General features: G+C 71.2%; 29 protein-coding genes. 16 read left to right on the plus strand and 13 right to left on the minus strand.

The window, feature by feature from the left end; all coding sequences use genetic code 11:
* Positions 1–9: 9 nt before the first annotated feature.
* The 7 genes from AB0D45_RS05410 (at position 10) to AB0D45_RS05440 (ending at position 4,964) form a co-directional block, all read left to right on the plus strand.
* On the plus strand, positions 10–912 hold the full coding sequence (locus AB0D45_RS05410) for a DUF5936 domain-containing protein (protein WP_362455378.1): 903 nt from the start codon (positions 10–12) through the stop codon (positions 910–912).
* A 3-nt stretch (positions 913–915) separates the two neighbouring features.
* Entirely contained in the window at positions 916–1,995 is a 1,080-nt protein-coding gene (locus AB0D45_RS05415; protein ID WP_362455379.1) for a histidine kinase, read from the plus strand.
* On the plus strand, positions 1,992–2,678 hold the full coding sequence (locus tag AB0D45_RS05420; protein ID WP_361598048.1) for a response regulator transcription factor: 687 nt from the start codon (positions 1,992–1,994) through the stop codon (positions 2,676–2,678). The genes AB0D45_RS05415 and AB0D45_RS05420 overlap by 4 nt, the downstream gene beginning before the upstream one ends.
* Before the next feature lie 110 nt (positions 2,679–2,788).
* Positions 2,789–3,034: a hypothetical protein gene (locus AB0D45_RS05425; RefSeq protein ID WP_362455380.1), complete on the plus strand. Its 246-nt coding sequence runs from the start codon at positions 2,789–2,791 to the stop codon at positions 3,032–3,034.
* Complete coding sequence (locus AB0D45_RS05430) at positions 3,034–3,702, plus strand: pilus assembly protein TadG-related protein (RefSeq protein WP_362455381.1); 669 nt, start codon at positions 3,034–3,036, stop codon at positions 3,700–3,702. Before AB0D45_RS05425 ends, AB0D45_RS05430 begins: the two co-directional genes overlap by 1 nt.
* Positions 3,703–3,733: 31 nt before the next feature.
* Positions 3,734–4,321 (plus strand): hypothetical protein, encoded by a 588-nt coding sequence (locus AB0D45_RS05435; protein WP_362455382.1) that lies wholly within the window; start codon positions 3,734–3,736, stop codon positions 4,319–4,321.
* A gap of 4 nt (positions 4,322–4,325) precedes the next feature.
* Complete coding sequence (locus tag AB0D45_RS05440; protein WP_362455383.1) at positions 4,326–4,964, plus strand: OmpA family protein; 639 nt, start codon at positions 4,326–4,328, stop codon at positions 4,962–4,964.
* A gap of 52 nt (positions 4,965–5,016) precedes the next feature.
* Here AB0D45_RS05440 and AB0D45_RS05445 read toward each other — a convergent pair whose 3' ends face one another.
* Both AB0D45_RS05445 and AB0D45_RS05450 read right to left on the minus strand, forming a co-directional pair.
* Positions 5,017–5,424, minus strand: a complete 408-nt coding sequence (locus AB0D45_RS05445) for a DUF6188 family protein (RefSeq protein ID WP_362455384.1) — start codon at positions 5,422–5,424, stop codon at positions 5,017–5,019.
* Positions 5,421–7,250 carry a polymorphic toxin-type HINT domain-containing protein gene (locus AB0D45_RS05450; RefSeq protein ID WP_362455385.1) on the minus strand — a complete coding sequence of 610 codons (1,830 nt, stop codon included), beginning with the start codon at positions 7,248–7,250 and terminating at the stop codon, positions 5,421–5,423. Before AB0D45_RS05450 ends, AB0D45_RS05445 begins: the two co-directional genes overlap by 4 nt.
* A gap of 151 nt (positions 7,251–7,401) precedes the next feature.
* Here AB0D45_RS05450 and AB0D45_RS05455 point away from each other — a divergent pair, with 151 nt between their 5' ends.
* Entirely contained in the window at positions 7,402–7,977 is a 576-nt protein-coding gene (locus AB0D45_RS05455; protein ID WP_362455386.1) for a hypothetical protein, read from the plus strand.
* A 47-nt stretch (positions 7,978–8,024) separates the two neighbouring features.
* On the opposite strand, the gene AB0D45_RS05460 is transcribed toward AB0D45_RS05455, so the two are convergent.
* Genes AB0D45_RS05460 through AB0D45_RS05475 form a run of 4 tightly spaced genes read right to left on the minus strand, consistent with a single transcriptional unit; the run spans position 8,025 to position 10,832 of the window.
* Complete coding sequence (locus AB0D45_RS05460; protein ID WP_362455387.1) at positions 8,025–8,525, minus strand: hypothetical protein; 501 nt, start codon at positions 8,523–8,525, stop codon at positions 8,025–8,027.
* Positions 8,526–8,545: 20 nt separating this feature from the next.
* Positions 8,546–9,052: a hypothetical protein gene (locus AB0D45_RS05465; RefSeq protein WP_362455388.1), complete on the minus strand. Its 507-nt coding sequence runs from the start codon at positions 9,050–9,052 to the stop codon at positions 8,546–8,548.
* A gap of 38 nt (positions 9,053–9,090) precedes the next feature.
* A complete protein-coding gene (locus tag AB0D45_RS05470; RefSeq protein WP_362455389.1) occupies positions 9,091–10,413 on the minus strand; it encodes a hypothetical protein in 1,323 nt (440 codons plus the stop codon).
* An 8-nt stretch (positions 10,414–10,421) separates the two neighbouring features.
* On the minus strand, positions 10,422–10,832 hold the full coding sequence (locus AB0D45_RS05475; RefSeq protein ID WP_362455390.1) for a hypothetical protein: 411 nt from the start codon (positions 10,830–10,832) through the stop codon (positions 10,422–10,424).
* Positions 10,833–11,058: 226 nt separating this feature from the next.
* Here AB0D45_RS05475 and AB0D45_RS05480 point away from each other — a divergent pair, with 226 nt between their 5' ends.
* On the plus strand, positions 11,059–11,457 hold the full coding sequence (locus tag AB0D45_RS05480; protein WP_362455391.1) for a hypothetical protein: 399 nt from the start codon (positions 11,059–11,061) through the stop codon (positions 11,455–11,457).
* Positions 11,458–11,532: 75 nt separating this feature from the next.
* Here the strand turns inward: AB0D45_RS05480 and AB0D45_RS05485 are convergent, their stop codons facing one another.
* A complete protein-coding gene (locus AB0D45_RS05485; RefSeq protein WP_362455392.1) occupies positions 11,533–12,069 on the minus strand; it encodes a TetR/AcrR family transcriptional regulator in 537 nt (178 codons plus the stop codon).
* A 98-nt stretch (positions 12,070–12,167) separates the two neighbouring features.
* Here AB0D45_RS05485 and AB0D45_RS05490 point away from each other — a divergent pair, with 98 nt between their 5' ends.
* Positions 12,168–12,572, plus strand: coding sequence for a nuclear transport factor 2 family protein (locus tag AB0D45_RS05490; protein ID WP_362455393.1), 405 nt, complete (start codon positions 12,168–12,170; stop codon positions 12,570–12,572).
* A 90-nt stretch (positions 12,573–12,662) separates the two neighbouring features.
* Complete coding sequence (locus AB0D45_RS05495; protein WP_362455394.1) at positions 12,663–14,297, plus strand: cytochrome b N-terminal domain-containing protein; 1,635 nt, start codon at positions 12,663–12,665, stop codon at positions 14,295–14,297.
* 1 nt (position 14,298) lies between these two features.
* Here the strand turns inward: AB0D45_RS05495 and AB0D45_RS05500 are convergent, their stop codons facing one another.
* Entirely contained in the window at positions 14,299–14,688 is a 390-nt protein-coding gene (locus AB0D45_RS05500; RefSeq protein ID WP_361598093.1) for a cytochrome c oxidase subunit 4, read from the minus strand.
* Positions 14,678–16,318, minus strand: a complete 1,641-nt coding sequence (gene ctaD / locus AB0D45_RS05505; RefSeq protein ID WP_362455395.1) for a cytochrome c oxidase subunit I — start codon at positions 16,316–16,318, stop codon at positions 14,678–14,680. The genes AB0D45_RS05500 and ctaD overlap by 11 nt, the downstream gene beginning before the upstream one ends.
* A 120-nt stretch (positions 16,319–16,438) precedes the next feature.
* On the opposite strand from ctaD, the gene AB0D45_RS05510 reads away from it, so the two are divergent.
* Positions 16,439–16,666, plus strand: coding sequence for a hypothetical protein (locus AB0D45_RS05510; protein ID WP_362455396.1), 228 nt, complete (start codon positions 16,439–16,441; stop codon positions 16,664–16,666).
* A 28-nt stretch (positions 16,667–16,694) separates the two neighbouring features.
* Here the strand turns inward: AB0D45_RS05510 and AB0D45_RS05515 are convergent, their stop codons facing one another.
* Positions 16,695–17,300, minus strand: coding sequence for a helix-turn-helix domain-containing protein (locus AB0D45_RS05515; protein WP_361598102.1), 606 nt, complete (start codon positions 17,298–17,300; stop codon positions 16,695–16,697).
* Between the two features lie 154 nt (positions 17,301–17,454).
* Here AB0D45_RS05515 and AB0D45_RS05520 point away from each other — a divergent pair, with 154 nt between their 5' ends.
* From AB0D45_RS05520 to AB0D45_RS05530, 3 genes are all read left to right on the plus strand, one after another.
* Positions 17,455–19,041: an MDR family MFS transporter gene (locus AB0D45_RS05520; RefSeq protein ID WP_361598105.1), complete on the plus strand. Its 1,587-nt coding sequence runs from the start codon at positions 17,455–17,457 to the stop codon at positions 19,039–19,041.
* Positions 19,042–19,251: 210 nt separating this feature from the next.
* A complete protein-coding gene (locus tag AB0D45_RS05525) occupies positions 19,252–20,100 on the plus strand; it encodes a polysaccharide deacetylase family protein (protein ID WP_362455397.1) in 849 nt (282 codons plus the stop codon).
* A 108-nt stretch (positions 20,101–20,208) separates the two neighbouring features.
* Complete coding sequence (locus AB0D45_RS05530) at positions 20,209–20,529, plus strand: nuclear transport factor 2 family protein (RefSeq protein WP_361598108.1); 321 nt, start codon at positions 20,209–20,211, stop codon at positions 20,527–20,529.
* Between the two features lie 13 nt (positions 20,530–20,542).
* Here the strand turns inward: AB0D45_RS05530 and AB0D45_RS05535 are convergent, their stop codons facing one another.
* On the minus strand, positions 20,543–21,676 hold the full coding sequence (locus tag AB0D45_RS05535) for a serine hydrolase domain-containing protein (RefSeq protein ID WP_362455398.1): 1,134 nt from the start codon (positions 21,674–21,676) through the stop codon (positions 20,543–20,545).
* 181 nt (positions 21,677–21,857) lie between these two features.
* Here AB0D45_RS05535 and AB0D45_RS05540 point away from each other — a divergent pair, with 181 nt between their 5' ends.
* A complete protein-coding gene (locus AB0D45_RS05540; protein WP_362455399.1) occupies positions 21,858–22,481 on the plus strand; it encodes a hypothetical protein in 624 nt (207 codons plus the stop codon).
* A 167-nt stretch (positions 22,482–22,648) separates the two neighbouring features.
* On the opposite strand, the gene AB0D45_RS05545 is transcribed toward AB0D45_RS05540, so the two are convergent.
* Together AB0D45_RS05545 and AB0D45_RS05550 are read right to left on the minus strand one after the other, a co-directional pair.
* The gene (locus tag AB0D45_RS05545; protein ID WP_361598117.1) at positions 22,649–23,947 is read right to left on the minus strand and encodes an extracellular solute-binding protein; all 1,299 of its coding nucleotides are present in this window, start codon (positions 23,945–23,947) and stop codon (positions 22,649–22,651) included.
* A 283-nt stretch (positions 23,948–24,230) separates the two neighbouring features.
* Entirely contained in the window at positions 24,231–24,851 is a 621-nt protein-coding gene (locus tag AB0D45_RS05550; protein ID WP_362455400.1) for an SMI1/KNR4 family protein, read from the minus strand.
* Positions 24,852–24,891: the final 40 nt, after the last annotated feature.

Here is a 24,891-nt window from a genome sequence, read left to right on the forward strand (position 1 = left end):
GCCGCAGCGATGAACACCTACCTCCCCCTCCTCCTTGCCCTCGCCGCCGCCCTCTCCGTCTTCGGGATCCTGTACGGCGTCCGGCTCTACCGCGCCGACGTCAAACTCCCGAGCGACCTCGCGCTCGCCCTGGAGGTCGGCGCGACCCGTACGACGGCCGTCGGCTCGGCCGTGGACCGCCTCGGCATCCGCTGGGCGCCGCTGGTGCTGCGGCTGATGGGGCCCAAGCAGGTGGCCCGCAAGCGCCGCCAGATCGACATGGCGGGCAACCCGGCCGGCCTCACCATCGACCGGTACGCCGCCCGGCGCGCGGTGTACGGCTTCCTCGGCGGCCTCGGCGCCCTGGCCATGCTGATGAACGACAAGCTCGTCCCCGCCCTCCTCATGATCGCCTTCGGGCTGTTCTGGATCGAGGCCGGCCTGTGGTCGGCGATCAGGATCCGCCGCGACAACATCGAGCGGACCCTGCCCGACTTCCTCGACGTCCTCGCGGTCGTCGTCAGCGCGGGGCTCGGCTTCCGGCAGGCGCTGGAGCGGGTGGCGGGCAAGTACGAGGGACCCTGGGCGGACGAGGTCCGCATCACCCTCCAGCAGATGGACATGGGCGTCAGCCGCCGCCAGGCCTTCGACGAGCTGCGCCGCCGCAACGACAGCGAGCAGGTCGCCCAGTTCGTGACCGCCCTCCAGCAGGGCGAGGAGCTGGGCTCCCCCATCGTGGACACCCTCATCGCCATCGCCGAGGACATGCGGCGCACGGACGCCCAGAACGCCCGCCGGCGCGCCGCCCGCGCCGTCCCGAAGGCCACCTTCGCGGTGACGATGTTCATGCTGCCGGGGACGCTGATCCTCCTCGTCTGCGGCTTCGTCTACGGCGCGAACGTCGACTTCGGCGCGCTGTTGGGAGGCGGCTGAGCCATGCGCCTGGAAGCCAACGCCCTCCAGGCCCTGTGCCGCCAGGTGTTCGCGGTACGGCTGGTCATGATCCCCCTGGGCGCACCGCCGGCCCTGGGCCGGACGGCGCCCGGCATCCCCACGTACCTGGTCGGCGGGGCCGTCCTCGGCACCTTCATGCTCTCCTACCTCCTGTTCCGCGACTGGGAGCGCTTCGGGCCGCTGCTGCTGCGCCACCGGTGGCTGCTGGCCGCCGACATGGCGGTGGGCGCGCTGCTGCTGGTCACCGCCACGCCCTCGTCCCCGCTGGGGCTGGTGGCCCTGGGCACCCCGCTCCTGGCGGGACTGGTGTACGGCTGGCGCGGCTCGGCGCTGTTCGCGGCGGCGCAGACGGTGGTGGTGGCGGCCCTCGGCGGCGGCCTGGTCCTGTCCCTCCTCTGCGTCCTGGCGGGGGCGGCCGGCTCCTCGGTGCGCGACTTCCTCTTCCGCTTGTCCGAGACCCGGGCGCGGCTGGCGGCGGCGGAAGCGGTCCGGGAGGAGCGGGAGCGGATGGCGCGGGAGATGCACGACTCGGTGTCGAAGACCCTGCACGGCCTCGCGCTGACCGCTGACGCCCTGTCCCGCACCTCGGACCCCGCCGTCCTCAGGGAGCAGGCCGCACTGGTGGCCGCGGCGGCCCGCCGCGCGGCCTCCGAGTCGCGGGCCCTGCTGACGGACCTGCGGGCCGTGGAGGTCCCGCTGCTGCCGGCGCTGCGCGCCCTGGACGCGGAAGTCCGGGTGACGGGGGCGCTGCCCGCGCTCCCCCCGAGGGTGGCCGGGCACATCCTGTCGGTGGCCGCGGAGGCCGTGGAGAACGTACGCCGCCACGCGGAGGCCACGGAAACCCTGCTGACGGTGTCGGTGACCGGCACGCACCTCACCCTGTCGGTGGAGGACGACGGCCGCGGCCTGCCGCCGCAGCCGCCCTCGGGGGCCCACTTCGGCGTGCTCGGCATGACGGAACGCGCGGCGGCGATCGGAGCCGCCCTCTCGCTGGGCCCCCGCCCGGCCGGCCGCCCGGGCACCCGTGTCCGTCTCTCGCTCCCGCTGGAGGGGATCCGATGACCCCGATCGACATCCTGATCGCCGACGACAACCCGGTCGTCCGGGCGGGCCTGAGCACCCTGCTGGCCACGGCCGACGGCCTCCGGGTGGTCGCGGAGGCCCGCGACGGCCGGGAGGCCCTGCACCTGACGCGGCTGCACGCCCCGGACGTGATCCTGCTGGACGTACGGATGCCGGGGGTGGACGGCATCTCGGCGCTGCCGCATCTGGTGTGCCGGGCGCCGGTGCTGATGCTGACGTACAGCCAGGAGGCGGATTCCGTCCGCGAGGCCCTGCTCCTGGGGGCGGGCGGCTACCTCGTCCACGGCGAGTTCACCGCGGAGGAACTGATCCGCGCGGTCCACGACGTCCGCGACGGCCGCGCCCACTTCACCCCGACGGCGGCGACGGCGGTCCTGGCGGAACTCCGGTCCTCTTCGCAAACGCAACGTTCTGTGGGACAGTCGACGGAGCGCATGCACAACTCCGTTGTGTTCGGGCTCAGTTCGCGGGAGGTGGAGATCATGGACCTGATCGCGTCCGGCATGAACAACCAGCAGATCGCCGGCGCCTGCTTCATCAGCGAGAAGACGGTCAAGAACCACATCAACCGCATCTTCGCGAAGCTCCAGAGCACCACCCGCAGCGAGGCGATAGCCCGCTGGCTGGGAACCGCCCGTCCAGGAGTGACCGGTCATGGGTAGACGGAGTACGCAATGGGTCCGTATTTGGGCCCCGGGACCCTTGGTGACGACCGGTGACTCCCCGTACGGTCCGCCCATCGACAGCGGAACCGGACCGGGAGGGACCCCCTATGTCGAACAACACGCTGCTGAAGGCCTCAGTCGAGACGAAGCTCCGCCTGACGGGCTGGACGAACACGGCGGTATCCCACATCCGCAGGCGCTACGCGAACCCGGACCGGGGCCAGACCGCGTTCGAGTACCTCGGCATCATCCTGGTGGTCGTAGTGATCATCGGAGCGATCGTCGGCTCGGGTATCGGGGCGGAGATCACGAAGCGAATCAAGGATGCCGTCGACAAGATCAAAGCCGGATAGTGGCTGAGCGAGGCAGAGGATCGCAGGATCGCGGTCAAGCGTTCCCCATTTACATCGTGGCGATCGCCGGTCTTCTTTTCGCCGCCCTGGCGTTCTTCGTCATCGGGCAGGCCTCTGTTACTCGCAGTGATGCCCAGGGTGCTGCTGACGCCGCGGCCCTCGCTGCGGCGCAAGATGCTCGCGACCACTTGCTCCCCGGATTGGTTCTTGCTGAGCTCCAACCCAAGGACTGGGAGGCCATTCTCAAAGGAGGTCGGTTCGATTCCACAGGAGCCTGTGGAAAGGCCGCCGACTTCGCTGAGAACAATGGCGCTACGGCCTCGTGTGCCGCCAGCGGCCTCAACTTCAAAGTCTCGGTCAGGACCAAGCGGACCGTCGGGAGCTCGGTAATCCCTGGCACCGATGACATGAATGGGACGGCAGACGCCAACGCCGTGATCGAGCCGCGCTGTCATCTGGAATCAGTGGTGCCGCCCACACCCGCGCCTACGCCTATCCCCACGCCCTCTGCGGGGGAGAAGCCGCCGCCGAGCGATGACAGTCCCCCGAAGGCTGCGGCTGTGAAGATCCAGTGCAAGGGGGGGAAGGGGATCACCTTCGATCCTGCGGAGCCCAGTCGATGGCGTGCATTAGGGCGTCTGCTATTCGATGTGCGCTTGAGCGACTGACCGTGAACCATCCGACAAGGAAGCAGTGCAGATGAGCCTTCGGCAGACGGTGAAGATCCGCAGGGGAGCGGCCGTTGTCATGATGGCGGTACTAGCCGTCACGCTAGCCGGGTGCGGAAGCAGTGACGACGGTAAGCAGGGGGCACCGCCCAAAGCCTCGGAGTCGCAACCCCAGGGAACTAGTGGTGCGTCGTCACAGACGGCTGGCCAGACATCCGCGCCCGTCGTGGTCATTGCCACGCTGAAAGGGCAGCAAGGCGTGGTTCTGGAGGTCACCTCGGCCAAGCGTGATGCCGGGGGGTACCTGACGGTCAGCGGGCAAATCAGGAACACGGGGGCGGAGACGTTCACGGATACCGTGTCCTGGCGGGGCGTTGAACTCAATGGATCTGGCGAGTCGGTGGCGGGCGCCACATTCGTCGACAAGGCAGGCAAAAAGCGGTACTACGTATTGCGTGACACGGAGTCCCGGTGCCTTTGCACGTCTGGGGTGTCAAGCGTTGCCGCCGGTCAGACGATCCCGTTCTTCGCACAGTTCCCCTCGCCTCCAACCAGCACCACGGAGATCGAGTTCAGCCTGCCCACCTTCGCCACGGCCACCGTCAAACTCTCCGGGTGACCCCATGACCAAACGCCACCGCGTAGCCGCAGCTACAGCCGTCGTCGGCCTCGTCATCGCCGGCGCCCATCTCATCGGCGCGACGAGCGCCCACGCCGACGACCCCAAGCCCTCCGTACCCCCCGGCACGGAGCCCTCCGCCGCCGCGCCCGTGCAGGTCGATCCCAACGCCCCCGGCCTCAAGATCCCCCAGGGCGGCACCCTCGCACCCATCAAGGTGCTCGACATCGCCGAGGTCGTCGAGGATCTCGGCGGCGAGCAGCGGCGTCAGGAGACCAATCAGAACGTCATGATGGCCCTGCAGTCCGAGGTCCTCTTCCCCGAGAACAGCGCCGTCTTCAACGCCCAGGCCGCCTCCCGCATCCAGGCCATCGCCCAGGAGATCAACACCCAGAAGGCCACCCGCATCCGCGTCTTCGGTTTCACCGACGACCAGGGCAGCTACGAGCACGGCAAGGAGCTTTCCAAGCAGCGCGCCGACGCCGTCCAGGCCGAGCTGGCCAAGACCGTCACCAGCCCCGGTGTCACCTACGACGTCCGCGGCTACAGCGAGGACTACCCGATCGCCGACAACGGCACCGAAGAGGGCCGCAAGAAGAACCGCCGCGTGGAGATCACCTTCCCCCGCGGCGCCGCCGGCTAGCGGCCGGGTCGCCGGGCGTGGCGTGCACGACCGGCGGCCCGGCTCCCGTGGGCTAGTGCCCGGCCCCTTCCGGCCCCGGGACCTCCATGGTGGCGACCCCCCGGCGGCACCGCCAGGAGAACACCTCCGGCTGCCGCACGCGCGCCGTGACCCCGGGCTCCGCTCCGCGGACGTTCAGGTGGTGGCCCGTACTGAACACGAACCGCAGAAGACCTGACCGGAAGGCGACCGCCGACAGGACGGTGGCCCCGACGAGCCGGTCCGACTCCTCGACGGCAAGCGCCACCGCCCCGGGGGCCGAGCACGGCCCGTCGGTCAGCAGCACCGGCCCGGAGACCGCGAGGCCCGTGCCGTCGGCGAGCGTCACCACCAGCTCCGGTCCGTCCTGCGCACGGCCGACGGCCACGACGCGGCTGCCCCTCAGTCCGAGGATCCAGCGGTCGTCAAGCTCTTGGATCACTCTCTGCCCCGCAGGTACTCGAAGATGTTCCCGATGCTCTCACCGGGACTGCCGTCGGGCATCTGGGGGTAGACCTCGCCGGTCCTGGGGTCGACGAGCATGTCGGGGTTCTTGTTCCCGCCGATGCCGCGCCACCCTCCCTGGGCCTTGACCTTGTGGATCGCGTCCTTGACCTGCTTCACGGAATACCCGGTCGCCTGGGCGATGGCACCCGGCCTGCTGCACAGTCCGTTGGCATTGTGGACCAGGACGGGCGTGGCGCCGGCGAGGACGTAGTAGGTGTGGAGGTCGTTGACCGTGAGGTTGTAGGCGCCCTGGAGTTCCTTCCAGTGGACGACCTGGTCGATCTCGACGGTCGTGCCGTCCGGCGTGCGGAGGGTGTCGCCCGAGTTGAGCTCGGCCGCGTCCGTCCACTGCTTGCGGCTCTCCGACCAGAACGGGTGGTGGTCGGTGGCCGTGAGGGAGCCCCGGGCGGCGTCCTGGCGGACGGTGATGCCGGTGAAGTCACGGTCGTCGGGGGTGTGGATCGTGGCGTCGACCCGGCGCGGGCCGGTGGTGCCCGTTTCGGGGTCGGTGGCGAGGACCGTGTCGCCGACCTCGATCTGTTCGATGGGCCGGGTGGCCCCGTCACCCATCAGCACCGGCGTACCGGCCGGGAAGCTGTTGAAGCACCCGGCGACCTTCTCGCCCTTGCGGGCGGCGCGGATGGCCTCGGCGGTCAGCTTGCCGCCGGTCCTGACCCAGCGCAGCACGACGAGGGCGCCCAGCGCGCGGTCCGGGACGCTCAGTTCCTCGTTGGTGGCCAGGTCCTTGCCCCGGATGGCCTCCACGACGCCCTTGGCGTCGCCGATGCCGGGGAGCATGTCGAGCAGCAGGCTCATCTTGCGGTCCTGGGCGGCCTGCACCTCGGCCGGCACCATGTTCGCGCCGATCGCCTCGTTGACGTGGGAGAAGTCGAACCTGAAGTCCGGTACCGAGAGGATCCCGTCGGCGACCTTGTTGAACCCGGTCACGGCCGTGTTCACCTGGCCCAGGCCCTCGTTCATCTGGGCCACGCCCTTGTTGAGCTGGTCCATGCCCCGGTTGGCCTGGTCCAGGCCCTTGTTGATCCCGTCGATGCTGTCGTTGACGTCGACCATGACGGCGTTCATCTCGTCGAGGGCCTCGTTCATCTGGTCGAGGCCCGCGATGATCTTGTCGATGTCCTTGCCGATGCCCTTGAGCTCGTCGAGCGCGTCGAAGATGCTCGGACCGTCGGGCGCCGGCTCGACCGGCTTCCGCTCCGGGAAGTAGTCCCCCAGGTAGACGGAGAGGAGGGTCGTGAACTCGGCGGACGGCTCACCGATCGCGTCGGCGAGCTCCGAGGCCTTGAACAGCTGGCCGCGGAACTTCTCCAGGTGGGGCCGGGCCGCCTTGTACGTCTTGGCGAGCTGCTTGTAGATCTCCCTGCGCCGCGCGGGGTCCGTCTCGTGCCCGGCCTGCGTCAGGAGCGGCTGGAGCTGGCCGGCGAGCGTGCCCAGCTCCTTGTTCACCTCGGTGAAGGCCGCCCCTCCGTCCTTCATCGCCGGTTGCGAGACGTAGAGGTAGGCGCCCACGGCAAGGCTGAGCTTGAGGGACTTGAGGGCGAAGTCCTTGGCGCACTGCGGCCGCTGGAGCAGCGGCAGCGACCGGCAGTTCGCGTACTTCGAGACCTTGGCGGCCATCTCCAGGAGCGTGGGCTCGCGCTCGGGCGGCTCGGCGGCCGCTGCCGTACCGGCCCCCGCCCCGACCGTCAGGCACAGGACGGTGAGGAGTACGACGATCTTCTGTCTGACCTGCTGAAACATGCGTTCCTTACGACGCGGCCCGCAGGGCCGCGTTTCCCCGTGGCGGCTAAGGCCGCCGGTCTTGCTCGCGCGTGGTGCGCGTGGTCGGGGCCCACCGTAGGGCGTTACCCCAGGTCATGATCATTTGCAGCAATCCCCCTATCCTGGGCGGATGGTGAGCGACACGGATCGACGGCGGAGCGCGGTGGACCTGCCGTATCTGTGTGCCGTCCTGTGCGCGGCGCTCGCCGCCGTCGTGGGCTGGACCGACCTGGTCCTGGTCGTCCCCGGGTGGGTGCTGCCGCACTGGGTGGTCGCCGGGTTCCTGCTGCTGCCGGCCGCCGCCGCGGTCCGGGTGTTGTTCCGGCGACGCCCGGCGCCCGACCGCGCGGGATGGCAGTGGGCGGTGCTCGCGCTGTCCGCCCTGGCGGCCGTCGCCGGCACCGCGTTCGGCGGGCTCGGGGATCTGTGGGCGGAGTACCGGGTGCTGGAGCCGGCGGGACCGGACGGCTGCCGGGCCGTGGTGCGCGAGACCGCGTTCCTCATGGGGGGCAGCGGCGACCTGTACGCGGCCAAGGGCATGGGCCTGGCCTTCAGGAGCAGCTCGTGGATGACCGACGACGGCATCCGCCCCGTCGCGGCCGGCCAGTACGAGCTGAGGTGGGGCCCGGACGACGGCGCCCTGACCCTGCACGGCCGCGAGGGGGACCCCGTACAGCCCGCCCTGCACGAGGTCGACTGCCGCTGACGCGACCGGCCCGGCCGGGCCGGCGGGCGGCGGAACGGCGGCCGGCGTCAGAGCCGGAACAGCACGCCGCGCCAGGTCCATCCCGCGCCGAGGACCGCCTTGCGCAGGGGGTCCTTCAGGTCGGCCGTGTCGAAGACCCGGTCGGGTGACAGGCGGGGGCGCCCGCCGGGGCCCCGTTCGACCGTCCACCGCTTCGAGACCGTGCGGGTCTGCCCGCGCCTGAACTCGGTCGAGGCCGGCACGGCCAGCGTCGGAGTGTCACCGACCCACTCGATCTCCAGCTGCTCGTCGAGCGCCCGCACCTCGTGCTCCTCGGCGACCAGACGCATGCGGATCTTCAGGGTCCGTTGCACCCGGGTCGGGAGGAAGAAGTCCCGCCAGGCCGGCTCCAGCACCCGCCACTCCGCCACCAGGTCCGCCTTCTCCGCCGGGCGGGCGGTGCGTACGACATACGGCTTGTCCGCGCCCCCCACGGAACGGAGGGCCTCCCGGACCTCCGGCGAGGACAGCGGTTCGGCGCCGGGGTCCGGATGCCGGGTGCCCGTCAACCTCTCCCAGAGGCCCACCGTCAGGACACCGGGCGCGTGTCGGGGCGCACCGTGCGGAGGAACTCCTGGAAGTCCCCCAGTACGCCGTCGTGCTGTGCGGCGGTGGCGGTCAGGACGAGGCGGATCACCGCACGCTTGTGGGGATCGGCGATGTCCTGGATGGTCATGCAGACCTGGAGCTGGACCAGCTCGCGCAGGGCGCCGCCGGTGAAGGCCGTCACGTCCAGCCGCTGGGTGAGGCCCGGTGCCTGCGGCGAGCCGATCTCGCGGCGACCGGCCAGCCGCACCGCCTCGGCGCCGGATTCCACCCGCGCCACCGAGGCGTCGGCCAGTTCCTCCAGCGTCACCCCGTCGGCGAGGAACTCACCGTCGACCGTGATGTTCGCCGTGAACCCGGCGTCCGGCGCGTCCGGCTGCGGACGCAGCGCCACGAACGCCACGTCCGGGGCGCCGACCTCGTCCGGCGGGGCCGCCTGCCACCCCTGCGGGAGCCGGAACTCGATCGGGACGGGCAGTGTCGCGGGCATCTCGGGCCCTCCTTGCTCGGCAACCTCGGAAACGTACATCAGTCGAGCCAGCCGCCGACCGTGTTCTTGACGCCCCCGGCGAAGTCACCGACCGCATCGGCCGCGTCGTCGAAGGCCTCGCCCACCTTGTCCGTGTCGACCGTGAACTCCGCGCCCACCGATCCGCCGATACCGAGGGCGAGCCCCACCTCGCCGCCGACGTGCCACTTGCCGTCGTCGCCCTTGCCGAAGGTCGCCTTGGCCTCGGCGCCCGCGCCGTACCAGGCCTCGGCGGTCCCGCCGGCGCCGAGCCCGGCGAGCTCGGCACCGCCGGCCGCGCCGACCTTCTCCCCGGCGAACGCCTTCGCCCCGGCGTTGAACCCGTCCTTGCCCACGCCCAGGCTGGCCGAGGCCTCACCGCCGACGAAGACCTCGCCGCGCCCGTACACCTCGCCGTAGCCCTTCTGGGCGCGGCCCTCCAGCAAGCCGCGCAGGCCCGCCGACACCTCGGCCTTGCCCGTGATGCCGCTGTTGGTGGCACCGTAGTTCGCACTGGCCCGGGCCCCCAGGGACCAGTCGTCGATCCCGGACCAGTTCACCCCGCCCTTGGTGGACTCGCCCTTCGCGGTGAAGTGGAAGAGCTCGGCGTACGCCTTGGCCGAGCCCTCCTTGCCGTACTTCGTGCCGCTGACGCTGAAGCCGGCGTCGGGGCCGGTGAACTCGGCGCCGTCCGGCTTCGTCGTCACCGCGGACTCGTCCGGCTTCGGCGCCTTGGCCAGCTCGCCCCGGGCCCCCGCGTTGAATCCCGTCAGCGTCTGGTCCGCGCCCTTGCCGAAGGCGTCCTTGTTGCTGTCGACGACCGCGCCCTGGAGGGCGTTCTTGACGCCCTGGTCGAGTTCGGTGACGGCCTTCACCCGGTCGTCGAGGTGCTGCTGCCACTTCGTGACGGCCTCGGCGATCGTCTTCTGGCCGTCGGGGTCGTGGTGGTAGGCGCTCCGCTCGGCGGGGGTGAGGCGGGCGTGGTCGAACGCGACGCGGCCCTGCTCGGAGACGGTCATGCCGGCGGCGACCGCGTCGGCCCGCGCGCTTTCGAGCTTCTTCTTGAGGTCGGTGAACTTCTCGTGCGCCTCGCGCAGCAGGCCGGCTATCGCCTTGGCCTGGATCTGCGCGGCCGCGTACTCGTAGCGGGTCGCCGCGAAGGCGGTGTGGGCGGTTCCGGCGCTGAGGCCCTGCCAGTCCTGGCCCGTGGTGATCTTCTGGACGGTGTCGCCGTAGCGGGTCTCGACCTTCTTCAGCTCGCCCGCCATGGCCTCCCACTTGCCCGCGGCCGTGGTCAGCAGGCCGAGGTCCGTGGTCATGACCTCGTAGTAGTTCAGTGCCACGGCTCCCCCTACAAACTGTTCAGCTTCGAACGCGAGGCGAGGAACTGGTCACCGGTGCCGACGTCGTTGCGCACGAAGAGGCCGGAGGCCCCGCGCAGGGAGGTCTTCTCCGCCGACAGACGGCCCATCAGGGTCTTGACCTGCTGGTCCCAGGTGTCCGCCACCGTCTTCAGGCCGGCGGCCGTCTCCCAGCCCTCGAAGCCCTTCTGGGCGGTGCCGGTGGCCTCGTCCGCGTGCTCCGCGGCCTTCTTGGTGTTCGGTTCCAGCTCGGTCTCGATGGTGTTGGCCGCCGCCTTCTTCTCGGCCGGTGTCGAGGCGAAGTCGCCGGAGCCGCCGGGGCCGCCGGGCCCGGATGACGGTTCCGGCGGTACGTGGTTGAGCCGCATGCCGACCAGGCCCTGGGCGGTGTCCTCTGCCATGTCCTGAACTCCCCCGTCGGAAGGGTCCGATCATATGCACGGCAACTTCCGCCCGGCCAAGAGCCGTTACCGGGTCATGACAATCTGCCCGGTGTCCGCGCATAGGCTGGGACGTCGTGCGCACCGCGCGCCCGGACGCCGGAGCGGAGGTCTGACGATGGGGCGGCTCTGGGACAGGGTGACCGGCACCAGATACCCCGCCGGGGTCGGCAGGACCTTGCACACCGTGGAGCTCCGGGAAGCGCTGCTGGCCCTCAACGGACCGGATGCGCCGTTCCGCGTGCGTCACGCCCTCCCGAAGGAGAAGGCCGACCTGGTGGCGGAGCGCCGGATCACCGAGCCCGACCTGACCGTCGCGATCCGGCTGCGGCTGGTCCCCGCGAGCCGCGAGGTGCACACGCTCCAGGAGCAGTGGGGCCAGCTCTCGCACGAGCACTCCGGCCGGCAGTACGCGCGGGGCGGCGGGGCCAGGGTCTCCCGGACGTGGGAGTTCCAGAAGGGGCCCGACGGTCGTCGGCGCCTGGTCGAGACGTCCCGCTACGACTCGCGGGACATGAGGGATCCCCTGCGGGACGCGGTCCTCGGCGCGGGGTGGACCTGGCGCGGAGTGCTCTTCCGGTGGTGACCGGCCCCGGGCCTGAGCCGGCATCCGTACGGCCCCCGACGCCTCGGGCCCGCCCCGGGGCCTCGCGCCCCCGCCTCAGCCCCCCGCCGGCTCCAGCAGGCGCAGTGCCGCCTCGCGGGCCCGCAGGGCCGGTTCCGGGCCCGGGTCCAGGGCGGCCACCACCGTGGCGCCCTCGACCAGGATCAGCAGCTGGTCCGCGAGGGCGGGGGAGTCGGTCAGGCCGCCCAGCAGGGACCGCAGCCCGGCCTTGTGGCGCCGTACGACGTCCAGTACGGCGGCGGGGCCCGCGCCGAGCTCCCCGTACGCGTTGAGGAAGGCGCAGCCGCGGAAGTCCGGCTCCGAGAACCACCGCGCCAGCCAGTCGAAGACGGCCGCCACCGGCTCCGCGGACCCGGCCACCGCCTCCCGCAGGCCGCCGGTCCAGCGGGCGTCGCGCCGCTCCAGGCAGGCGGCGACCAGGACCTCCTTCGACGGGAAGACCCGGTAGAGCCGCTTCAGCGGTACGCCGGACCGCTCGCGCACGCGGTCCATGCCGACGGCCTGGATGCCCTCGGCGTAGAACAGCGCCTCCGCCGCGTCGAGCAGCCGGGTCCGTGCCTCGTCATCGTCCATGGGGTGAAGGGTAGTTCAGAATGCCTTGCGGCGAGAACGCTCGTTCTCTACGGTGGGGAACGATCGTTCTCCCAGCCGTGACGCGAGAGGAACCACCCATGCTCACCCCCCCGTTCACCGAGGAGACCGCCCGCGCCAAGGTGCAGGCCGCCGAGGACGCCTGGAACACCCGCGACCCCGAACGGGTCGCCCTCGCCTACGCGCAGGACTCCGTCTGGCGCAACCGCGACCGCTTCCTGACCGGCCGCGCCGAGATCCGCGCCTTCCTCGCCGAGAAGTGGGAGCGCGAGCTCGACTACCGCCTGCGCAAGGAGCTGTGGGCGTACACCGGCAACCGCATCTCCGTCCGCTTCACGTACGAGTGGCACGACGCGGCCGGCCAGTGGTGGCGCAGCCACGGCAACGAGCAGTGGGAGTTCGACGACGACGGCCTGATGCGCCGCCGCGAGGCCAGCATCAACGACGTCCCCATCGCGGAGTCCGAACGGCGTCTGCGCGACTGAGCGGCCGTGTCTGTTCTGTGCCGACCTGACCCGTTTCGGTAGCGTGGCGTGGCGTACGCGTCGGGCGGCGCGGTCAGGAGGTGCAGGCCGGTGCCGGGGTCCAAGCGCAGAGCACGGGCGGTACGGGGAGCCCAGGCCCTCGACGAACGCCTGCCACTGGCGGAGCTCACCCGCGGGACGCTGCGCAAGGCGTTCCCCGACCACTGGTCGTTCCTGCTGGGCGAGCTGGCCCTCTACAGCTTCGTCGTCCTGCTGCTGACCGGGGTGTACCTGGCCCTCTTCTTCGACCCGTCGATGCGGGAAACCCCCTACCGTGGCTCCTACGAGCCGCTGCGCGGCGTCCTCATGTCGCAGGCCTACCTCTCCACCCTGCGCATCAGCTTCGACGTGCGCGGCGGCCTGCTGATCCGCCAGATCCACCACTGGGCGGCGATCGTCTTCCTCGCCTCCATCGGCGCGCACATGCTGCGCGTGTTCCTCACCGGCGCCTTCCGCCGCCCGCGCGAGGTGAACTGGCTGATCGGCGTGACCCTGTTCATGCTGGCGATGCTGGAGGGCTTCGCCGGCTACTCGCTCCCCGACGACCTGCTGTCCGGCACCGGTCTGCGCATCGCCCAGGGCGTCCTGCTGTCCGTACCGGTCGCCGGCACCTACCTCGGCTTCCTCGTCTTCGGCGGCGAGTTCCCCGGCACGGACATCGTCTCCCGCCTCTACCCCGTGCACATCCTGCTGGTTCCCGGCCTCCTGCTGGGGCTGGTCACCGTGCACCTGCTGCTCGTCGTCCACCTCAAGCACACCCACTGGGCGGGCCCCGGCAGGACCGCCCGCAACGCCGTCGGCCAGCCCTTCTTCCCCCACTACCTGGCCAAGTCGGGCGGCCTGTTCCTCGCCGTCTTCGGAGTCCTGGCCGCGCTCGCCGCCGTCGCCCAGGTCAACCCCATCTGGGTCTACGGCCCCTACCGCACGGACCTGGTGTCCGACGGCTCCCAGCCCGACTGGTACATCGGCTTCCTGGAGGGCGCCCTGCGCCTGATGCCCGGTGTGGAGACCCGGCTGTGGGGGCACACCATCGCCTGGAACCCGCTGGTGACGGCCGTCCTCATGCCCGGCCTGCTCTTCGCGGTGCTCTACGCCTACCCCTTCTTCGAGCGCTGGATCACCGGCGCGGACGGCGAGCGCCACCTGTGCGACCGCCCCCGCGACCGGCCCGTCCGTACGGCCTTCGGCGCGGCGGGCCTCTCCTGGTACGCGGTCCTGCTGCTCGCCGGGGCCCAGGACGTCCTCGCCTTCGTCTTCGCCCTGCCGCTGCCCGAGCTGACCTGGACGCTGCGCGTCGCGCTCTTCGCGGTGCCGGTGGCGGTCTTCTGGCTCACCAGGCGGCTGTGCCTGGCCCTCCAGGCGCACGAAAGGGCCCTGCTGACGGAGGGCGGGGAGACCGGCCTCGCGGTCCAGGGCGTCGAAGGCGGCTTCCACCCGCAGCACGCGCCCCTCCCGCCCGACGAGCGCTACGCCCTGCTCGTCCGGGACCTGCCCCGGCCGCTGGAGTACGAGGACGACCCCGCCCGCTCCCGGCCGCGCCGGGCCCTGCACCGTACCCGGGCGGCGATCAGCGCCTGGTACTACCGCGACCGCGTCCCGTACCCGGTGACCGCCGAGCAGCGCCGGAAGATCGCCGCCACCCTCGCCGGACCGGACCGGCCCGAGCCCCCCGCGGACCGGCCCTGACCTACTCGGCGTGGCCGAGGTTCTGGAAGGCGAAGCCGAGGACCCCGGGCAGCAGGACACCGAAGCCGATCAGGCACAGCCACAGCCCCTCCACCACGCCCAGGCCGACGAGCGCCGTCCCGGCGGCGGTGAGGACGGGGTAGAAGCTGCGGGCCGGGAAGAAGCCCCGGCGCCCGCCCGCCTCCCGCACCTCGGCGTCCGCACGGTCCTCCGCCCGCTCCCCGCCCCGCCGGTACTGCCGCCACAGGAACGCGGCGACCAGCCCCGACATCACGAAGGACACGCAGAGCGCGGCACTGCCCGCCGGCTCGTCGGACAGCGAGCCGTAGACGACGGTGGTGACGCCGAAGAACAGGGCGGTACCGGTGAAGAGCCAGGCCTCACCTTTCAACGGGAACCTCCGGGTGGTGCAGGTCGAAGGCCGGGGACTCCGAGCGGATCCGGGGCAGGGCGTGGAAGTTGTGCCGCGGCGGCGGGCAGCTGGTCGCCCACTCCAGGGAGCGGCCCCAGCCCCACGGGTCGTCGACGGTGACCCGCCTGCCGTGGTGGCGGGTGAACCACACGTTGAAGAGGAAGGGCAGCGTGGACAGCCCCAGCAGGAAGGAGCCGGCCGTGGAGACCGTGTTGAGGAGGGTGAATCCGTCGGCCGCGAGGTAGTCGGCGTACCGGCGCGGCATCCCCGCCTCGCCCAGCCAGTGCTGGACGAGGAAGGTGATCTGGAAGCCGGTGAACAGGGTCCAGAAGTGGATCTTCCCGAGCCGTTCGTCCAGCATCCGCCCGGTCAGCTTGGGCCACCAGAAGTAGAGGCCGCCGAAGGTGGCGAAGACGATCGTGCCGAAGAGGACGTAGTGGAGGTGGGCGACGACGAAGTAGCTGTCGGTCAGGTGGAAGTCCAGCGGCGGCGAGGCGACCAGCACCCCGGTCAGACCGCCCAGCAGGAAGGTGACGAGGAACCCGGTCGACCACAGCATCGGCGTCTCGAAGGAGAGCGAGCCCTTCCACATCGTCCCGATCCAGTTGAAGAACTTCACCCCCGTCGGCACGGCGATCAGGAACGACAGCAGCGAGAAGAAGGGCAGCAGCACCGCGCCCGTCGCGAACATGTGGTGCGCCCAGACCGTCGCCGACAGCCCGGTGATGGCGATCGTCGCCCCGATGAGGGCGGCGTAGCCGAACATGGGCTTGCGGCTGAACACCGGCAGGATCTCGCTCACCACGCCGAAGAACGGCAGGGCCACGATGTAGACCTCCGGATGCCCGAAGAACCAGAACAGGTGCTGCCACAGCAGGGCGCCCCCGTTCGCCGGGTCGAAGACGTGTGCGCCGAACGTGCGGTCCGCCTCCAGGCACAGCAGGGCGGCGGTGAGCACCGGGAAGGCCAGCAGCGCCAGGACCGAGGTGAACAGCACGTTCCAGGTGAAGATCGGCATCCGGAAGAGCGTCATGCCCGGGGCGCGCAGGCAGATGATCGTGGTGATGAAGTTGACCGAGCCCAGGATCGTGCTCAGCCCCGCCACGGCCAGCCCCATCGCCCACAGGTCGGGTCCCGTACCGGGGGAGAACACCGCACTGTTCAGCGGGGCGTACGCGAACCACCCGAAGGACGCCGCCCCGTCGGCGGTCAGGAAGCCGGAGACGACCATCAGGCCGCCGAAGAGGTAGACCCAGTAGGTGAAGGCGTTCAGGCGGGGGAAGGCCACGTCGGGCGCGCCGATCTGCAACGGCATCACGGCGTTGGCGAAGCCGGTGAAGGCCGGCGTCGCGAACAGCAGCATCATGATGGTGGCGTGGATGGTGAACGCCTCGTTGTACTGCTGGTTCGACAGGATCTGGAGCCCCGGGCGGGCCAGTTCGGCCCGCATGAGCAGGGCGAGCGCGCCGGCGAAGAGGAAGAAGGAGAAGGCCGTCACCAGGTAGAGGTTGCCGATGACCTTGTGGTCGGTGGTCGTCAGCCACCGCAGCACCGCCGAGCCCTGGCGCACCCGCCGCTCGGTCCGGGCCGCGTGGTCCACCGCTGTCATGGGGCCTCCAGGGAGCCTCGCCGCCGAGCGTGCACCCCATGCCCTACCGCCTGCTCACCCCGCCGCCGCCATGCCGCGCCGCGTCCTCCCCCGTACGGGGCAAACTGACACACTGTGTGCATGACACACGAAGACGAGCGCGACGCCCGCCCGGACTCCGCGCACCCGGACGTGGCGATGGGCCTGTCGGCCGGGATGTCCGCCGGACTCGTGCTGGGGCTCCTGGTGTTCGACAACATCGGCCTCGGCCTGGCCCTGGGCACCTCGCTCGGCCTCGGCGTCCCCGCGCTCCTCCGGGCCCGCCGTGCCTCCTCGAAGTCCTCCACGCCCCCGGCGGACCGCGCCTGACCCGTACGTCGCCGGCGTCGGCCGGCGGTTACGCCTCGCCGTGGTGGGCCCGGGTGATCAGGTCCGTCGCGACCTCCAGGGCCGCCAGCCGGGTCTCCTCCGGGTCGCCCTCGACGTGCTGGAGGAACATCATCCCCGCGTGCAGCGTGAACAGGGCGCTCACGCACCGCACCTGGTCCGTCAGCGGCCCCTCCTGCGTGCGCAGCAGTTCCACCAGGGTGAACAGCCGCCGCTTGACGGTCTCCCCGATGCTCAGCTCCCGCATCGTGGCCTGGTTCTCCTGCATGAAGCGGTACAGCGGCGCGCCCGCCGCCATCGCCTCGCTGTAGCGCCGGAGCACTTCCCGCTTGGTCTCCAGCGTCCTCGGCTGCTCCTGCGCCCACTCGATCAGCTCGTCGATCGGCCGCGTCAGGTCCTCGAAGACGCTGATGATGATGTCTTCCTTGGTCTTGAAGTGGTAGTACAGCGCCGCCTTCGTGACGTCGAGGCGCTCCGCGATCTCCCGCAGCGAGGTCTTCTCGTACCCCTGCTCGGCGAAGAGCTCCAGCGCGACGTCCTGGATGCGCTGGCGCGTGTTCCCGCGCCTGGCCTGCGGAGCGCTGCTCGCGCCGCCGTCGCTGGAGCTGCTGGACATGATTCTCCCCAAAGGAACTTACTTGACGCCCGGCTAGTAGCGGGTCTACCTTCCCCAGTGTAGTGAACTAGCCGGGCGACAAGTAAGTCCCGGCCGGCTCGGAAGAACGGCAGATGAGCGGCGCGGAGCGCCGGCGCCAGGGGAGTGGACGGACATGAGCGAGACAGTGAAGCAGGCCGAGGCCGCGGAGGGGGTGAAGCCGCGCAGCGTCCGCGTCGTCCTGATGGCCCTCATGATCGCCATGCTGCTGGCCATGCTGGACAACATGATCATCGGCACCGCGATGCCGACCATCGTCGGCGAGCTGGGCGGCCTCGAGCACCTCTCCTGGGTGGTCACCGCGTACACCCTGGCCACCGCCGCCTCCACCCCCATCTGGGGCAAGATCGGCGACATGTACGGCCGGAAGGGCTCCTTCCTCACCTCGATCATCATCTTCCTCGTCGGCTCCGCGCTCAGCGGCATGGCCCAGGACATGGGCCAGCTGATCGGTTTCCGCGCCGTCCAGGGCCTGGGCGCCGGCGGTCTGATGGTCGGCGTCATGGCGATCATCGGCGACCTGATCCCGCCGCGCGAGCGCGGGAAGTACCAGGGCATGATGGCCGGCGTGATGGCCCTCGCCATGATCGGCGGCCCGCTGGTCGGCGGCACCATCACCGACCACATGGGCTGGCGCTGGTCCTTCTACATCAACCTCCCGCTCGGCGCCGTCGCCCTCGCGATGGTCACCGCCGTGCTGCACCTGCCGAAGAAGACGGGACAGGGCGAACGGCCGAGGATCGACTACCTCGGCGCGGCCCTGCTGACCGTCGCCATCACCTCGACCGTCCTCGTGACGACCTGGGGCGGCACCGAGTACGCCTGGGGCTCCGCCGAGGTCATCGGCCTGATCGTCGTCGGCGTCCTGTCCATCGCCGCCTTCCTCTACGCCGAGACCAAGGCCGCCGAGCCGGTCATGCCGCTGCACATCTTCCGCAGCCGCAACTTCACCCTCATGTCGGTGATCGGCTTCCTCGTCGGCTTCGCCATGTTCGGCGGCGTGCTCTACCTCCCGCTCTTCCAGCAGTCGGTGCAGGGCGCCTCCGCCACCAACTCGGGCCTGCTGCTCCTGCCGATGCTGCTGTCGATGATGGCCGTCTCGCTCGTCGCGGGCCGGATCACCACCAGCAGCGGCAAGTACAAGGTGTTCCCGATCGCCGGCGGCGCGCTGATGGTCGTCGGACTGTTCCTGCTCGCCACGATGGACACCGGCACCACCCGCCTCGTCTCCGGCCTCTACATGGCCGTTCTCGGCGCCGGTCTCGGGTTCCTCATGCAGATCACCATGCTGGTCGCGCAGAACAGCGTCGACATGAAGGACATGGGCGTCGCCTCCTCCTCGGCGACCCTCTTCCGCACCCTCGGCGGCTCCTTCGGCGTGGCCCTCATGGGCTCCCTGTTCACCTCGCAGGTCACCGACACCATGACCGAGCGGCTCGGACCGCAGGCCGCCCAGGCCGCCGGCTCGGCCCAGCTGGACGCGGCGAGCCTGGCCAAGCTGCCCGAGGCCGTCCGTGACGCCTACCAGCACGCGGTGGCCGCCGGTACGCACTCGGCGTTCCTGCTGGGCGCGGCGATCGCCGTGGTGGGCTTCGCGCTCGCCTGGTTCGTCAAGGAGGTCCCGCTGCGCGGCGCGGGTCCGGCCCCGGCCGGCGAGTCCGCCAAGACGGCGCAGGCCCCGCAGGACTCCTTCGCGCACTGACCGGCCGACCGGCCGCAGGGCGGGTGCGGCCCGGGTTCCCCCCGGGCCGCACCCGCCTTCTGCATGCCCGCCAACCCCTGTGACATCTGAGGTTATTGAGGATCAAAGACCCCATTACCCGGAAGTTGTCGGGCAATTCAGGGGAACCCCGCCAGGTGTCAAGGCGTCATGACCCACAAGACCCTTGCACGGCCGGACGGGGAGTGGAACATGACGCGCACGCAGCAGCACGGCCTCCGGGCCCGGATAGCCGTCGGCGCCTCGGCCGCCGCCGTGGCAGCCACCATCTGGGGCGTGACGGCCCTGGTCACCCCCGGCGACGCCCCCGCCCCCCGGCCCGGACACGCCGCCGGCCGAACCGGTACGGACGGCGCCCAGGGCGGGAGCGGACCGGGCGCGGCCCCCGGCGCCGGTCCGCAGGCGCAGCCGGCCGCGCTGCCCGACAGCATCGCCCACGCCTCCGAGGCCGGCGGCAACGCCGTCAACATCACCATCGACGACGGCCCCGACCCCCGCTGGACCCCGCAGGTCCTCGCCGTGCTCGCCCGGCACGACGTGAAGGCCGTCTTCTGCATGATCGGCCCGCAGGCCAAGGCCCACCCGGACCTGGTCAAGAAGGTGGTCGCGGCCGGCCACCGGCTCTGCGACCACACCATGGCCCACGACACGGCCATGGACAAGAAGCCCGTCGCCTACCAGGAGGCGCAGATCCTCGACGCGAAGAAGCTGATCGAGGAAGCGGCCGGCGGCGGCGCGAAGGTCGAGTACTACCGGGCCCCGGGCGGCGCCTTCACCCCCGACAGCAGGCGCGTCGCCGTCGCCCACGGCATGCGCCCGCTCGGCTGGAACGTCGACACCAAGGACTTCCACAAGCCCGGGACCGCCGCCATCACCGACGCCGTCAAGCGGGAGCTCGGCAACGGCCCCACCGTGCTCTTCCACGACGGCGGCGGCGACCGCCGGCAGACCGTCGCCGCGCTCGACCAGGTGCTGTCCTGGCTGGAGGAGCAGGGCCGGCCGACCGGATTCCCGGTACGGACCGCCCCCGACCCCTCCTGACACGCCGCCGGGCGGCGAACGGGTGAGGGTCGGCCCGCCGGCCCCGCCGGGGGTGTTCCCTGGTCGCGCGCACCGCGCGCAGCACCGTACGCACGACCAGGAGGCCCCGTGATCAAGCCGGCCCAGCTCACCGATCCCGCCGTCCGCGCCTTCGTCACCGCCGTCAACGCCGGCGACCAGCACGCCTTCGCGGCCGTGCTGGCCCCCGGCGCGACGATGTCCGACGACGGCTCCGACCGCGACCTCCAGGAGTGGGCGGAGCGGGAGATCTTCGCCTCCCGGGGCCACATGGACGTCGAGTCCGAGTCCGACGGCGGCCGGGCCCTCGTCGCGAACTACCGCAACGACACCTGGGGCGAGATGCGGACCGCCTGGCGGTTCACCGTCTCCGACGGCCACATCAGCCGCTTCGAAACCGGCCAGGCCTGAGCGGGACCCGCGGCTACAGCCCCCGCGCCACCTCCAGCACCGCCGCCGTCAGGCGCCCGTTCTCCGGGGCCAGCCCGCCCGGGAAGGCGAAGCGGCGGCGGGTGTATCCGTACGCGATCCCCGTGACCGGGTCGGCGAAGCCCTGGGCGCCCGCCGCGCCGCAGTGCCCGAACGCCTCCGGGCCCACCGCCGCCTGCGTCTCGAAGCCCAGCCCGAAGTGGTCCACCTCGGAGGTGACCCGGTCGAGGCCCGGGGTGTGCACCCGGGCGACGTCGGCCACGGTCGCCGGCTCCAGCAGCGCGGGCCGGCCGTCCAGCCCGCCGACGGCCGCCGCGTACAGGGCGGCCACCCCGCGCGCCGTGCCGGTGCCGCCCGCCGAAGCCGGGCCGAGGGCGCGCACCTTGGGGTGGTTGGCGTACGCGACCGGGTCCATCGGCGGCTCGCGGTGCCCGTTGAAGGCGGTCTTCATCATCTCGGGCAGCGGCCCGCGCGCCGCGAGCAGCTCCTGCTGCGCGGGCGTCGGCAGCATCTCCAGGATCGGCTTCCAGCGGTCGAGCAGCCCCTCCGGCAGCCCCATGTACAGGTCCAGCCCGTACGGCGCCCGCACCCGCTCCTCGTAGAGCTCCTGGAGGGAGCGGCCCGTGGCCCGCCGTACCACCTCGCCCGTCAGCGCGCCGATCACGAAGGCGTGGTAGCCGTACGCCGTACCGGGCTCCCAGAACGGCTTCTGCCCGGCGAGCCGGGCCGCGACGACCGCGTCGTCCGCGATCTCCTCGTACGAGAAGCCCTCGTCGCTGTTGATCAGCCCCGAGCGGTGCGACACCAGCTGCCGTACCGTCAGCCGCTCCTTGCCGTGCCCGGTGAACTCCGGCCAGTACGCCGACACCGGGCGCTCCAGGTCCAGGGCGCCTTCCTGCGCCAGCAGCGCCACGACCAGGTGGGCGGCGCCCTTGGTGATCGAGAAGACCGGGCTCAGGGTGCCCCCGTCGGTGTCCTCGCCGCCCCACAGGTCCACCACGGTCCGGCCGTGGTGGCGTACCGCCAGCTGGGCCTCCGGCGGGTTCGGTTCGAGGGACACGAACGCCTCGAACTCGTCCCGGACCGTCTCCCAGCCCGGCGCGACCGTACCGTCCACCGTCACACCCATGACATCCCCCGTAGCCCCGCGTAGATCGTTTTCTCGTCCGGGCCCAGACAACCACCGCGCCCCCGGACGTGTTCCGTTCCGCAGCGGAATCTGTCACCTGCGGGTCCTGTGGCCGTTCCCGTACGGGTGAACGCGCGCGCGGCGTCGTTCCGGCCCGCCGCGGGAGCCCGTTGGGCCGGTCATGAAGCGCACTCGCACCGCTGCCCTCGCCCTCGCCGCGGCCGCCGCGGCCGTCGCCCCCGCCCTCGGCCAGGCGTCCGCCGCCGCCGCACCGGGCACGGGGTACCTCCAGGACCCGGCCGGGGGCGAGAAGGAGATGAAGTCCCAGTGGACCAAGGACCAGAAGCACAAGCTGGAAGGCCAGGTCCGCTTCCACCCGGGGATCCAGTACGAGACGGTCGCCCGCCCCGCCCGTCCGGGTGACCCGAGGGACGAGCGCCGGGTCGCCGACCCGAGCACGCTCGCCTGGATGCCCTCGTACGAGTTCGCCTGGGCGGTGTCCGACGTCCTCGTCAACAAGGGCCTGACCACCAAGAACGGCAAGCACCCGATCGTCGTGCGCGCCGTGCTGCGCGACGCGAGGGGGGCCGAGGCGGCGGAGGTGGAGCAGAAGCTGACCGGGCAGCCGGCGACGGGGCGTCAGAAGGTCGCGGGCTCCAAGCGGATCGCCTGTGACACCGGCGAGTACACGGTGGAGTGGTCGGTCACCCGCACCCACTACGGGACGGTGACGGGGAAGCTGCGCTGGGACTCCAGCTGCGAGCGGTACCGCACGGCGTTCTCCACGGAGAACGGCGGGGCCTGACGGCCCGGCGGCGCGGAGGAGCGGTGGGGAAGGCCTGTCGCCCCGCGCACCTTGTGGGCGCTCGGCGGGCGACGGGGCCGCGGCCTTGGATCAAGTGCCGGCGGCGGTTCTGCCGTACGGGATGGGGTGCGGCAGGGGGGGGGCGGAGGTCCGGAAGCCGGCGGTCCTCAGCTCTTCTTCTTGGAGGCGGCGCTCGCCTTCGAGGAGATGTCCTCCAGGACGGCCTTCGGGTTGCCGCCCGGCTCGACGGCCCGCCCGATGTTGCGCTTGATGGTGTCGCTGACGGTCACCCAGGCCGGGTCGTTGACCGGGTAGAGCTGGGCGCCGCGCAGGGCGGTCAGGAACTGCTCGTCGTTCTTGTCGAGGCCGCCGCCCGCGGGGGTGCGGGAGGCCGTGACCGTCGAGGGCAGCAGGTGGTAGCGGCCCGCGAAGTCCGACAGGTTCTTGTCCTGGTAGAGGAAGTCCAGGAACCTGCCGATCTCCGCGCGCTTGCCGTTCTGCTTGAAGGCCATCATCCAGTCGGCCACGCCCACGGTCGGCGGGGTCTCGCCGGTGCCGAGGAAGTCCGAGACCGGCATGGACACCGCGCCGACCGTGATGCCCTTGGCGCGCGCCTCGTGGGACAGGGACGGGTAGCCGTTGAGCATGCCGACCTCCCCGCGCAGGAACGCGGCGAAGGCGTCGGCGCGGTTCAGCTGCGAGGGCGAGGTCGGGCCGGTCAGTCCGGGGCCCACCATCTCCGTCTTGAGCCAGTTGAAGGCCTGGATGTTCTGGTCCGAGGCGAGGCTGTAGTTGCCGCTGCTGTCGGCGTAGCCGCCGCCGTTGCTCAGCTCCCAGATCATCGCCTCCGCGTGCGCCTCCTCGGGGCCCAGCGGCAGGGCGTAGGGGAACTTCACCCCCTTGGTCTGGAGCGCCTTGGCGGCCGTCTTCAGGTCCGCCCAGGTCTTGGGCTGCCAGGTGCCCGAGCCGTCCTTGGGGAGGATGCCCGCGTCCGCGAACAGCTTGGTGTTGTAGAAGAGCAGGCGGCTGCTCGCCACGAAGGGCAGGCCGTAGAGGGTGTTCCCGACCGAGCCGGCCTCGGCGAGGGGCTGGAGGAAGTTCGCCTCGGCGGTGATCGAGAGGAGTTCTTCCGCGGAATACAGCTTGCCCTGCGCGGCGAAGTCGGAGTAGGAGCCCATCAGGGCCATGTCCGGCGCCTTGCCGGCGCTGACCATACGGGAGACCTCGCGGTCGATGTCGGCCCACGGGAGGAGCTTCACCTCGACCTTGAGGCCGGGGTTGGCCTTGGTGAAATCGGCCGTCACCTTGTCCCAGAAAGCCTTGGAACTGTTCGCGGAGGTGTTGCCGTATTCCGCGGCGATCAGCCGCAGCGTGTCGCCGTCGCCGCCGTCCCCCGAGGAGCCTCCGCAGCCGGACAGCGGTATCAGTAGACCGAACACGGCTGCGGTGGCGGCCGCGCCGAACATTCTTCTTCGCACGGGTGGATACCCCTGATTTTCTTTTGAGTCCCGTTGTTACTTATGAGTTGCTCCGGGCTGGGGTGTCCCGCCGTGGCCCGTCTGGCCGGAATTCTCTCCCGAGAGCGGTGGGGTTGATTCCGCGGGGTCGGAACGTGTGGCGAATGCTCCAACCATGGGTTTTCCGCATTGTGCTTTCCGATATGAGCGCCAGGAATGGGACGCGCGTAGACATGCCGAAAAGCCCGTTTCCGGATGGAAAACGGGCTCGAAGCCTTTCGGGGGCGGGAGGCTAGTCGGCGAACTCGCCGGCGTACGGGTCGGGCTCGCCCGTCTCGGGGTTGCGGCCCTCCTGCCAGCGGCGCTGGGCCTTGCGCCAGTGCACGAAGCTGAGGTGCCCGCCGTCCCAGAAGGTGATGCTCACGGGGCTGACGTCGAACTCGTCCGAGCACAGCCGCAGCAGGAATTCGGCCATGCCGTACGGGTGGACGGCGAAGGCGTCGGCGGTGTGCCGGCCGATGACCAGCACCGGCCAGCGGTCCGGGTCGGGGTCGGTGGTGAGCCAGCACAGGATGTCGGACCCGCCGGTGACCCCCCAGGCGATGACCGACTCCGGGTCCACGTCGAAGGCGTCCCGGCCGCCGGCGGCCTCCCGGAGGACCTGCCGGGCGTTGGCGGTCTCCTCGGCCATCTCGGCCGGGTCCCACTGGAGACCCGGCTTGGGCAGCGGCAGCAGGATGCTGGCCTCGCCGTTGATGGAGCCGGCGCCGAAACGCCCCATGAACGCCACGAAGTCGGACGGGAAACGGGTCCCCCAGACGGCCTCGGCCGCCTGCCAGTCGATGTCCTCGTCGGCGCCGTGCGTCGCCGGCATGATCTGCTCCAGCGCCTTGATCCGCGCGTTCTCCGTCATGCCGCTCCCCTGAGACCCCAGCTCAACCGCCCCAACCTAC

It is taken from the genome of Streptomyces sp. NPDC048352 (assembly GCF_040651895.1).
Lineage (GTDB): Bacteria > Actinomycetota > Actinomycetes > Streptomycetales > Streptomycetaceae > Streptomyces.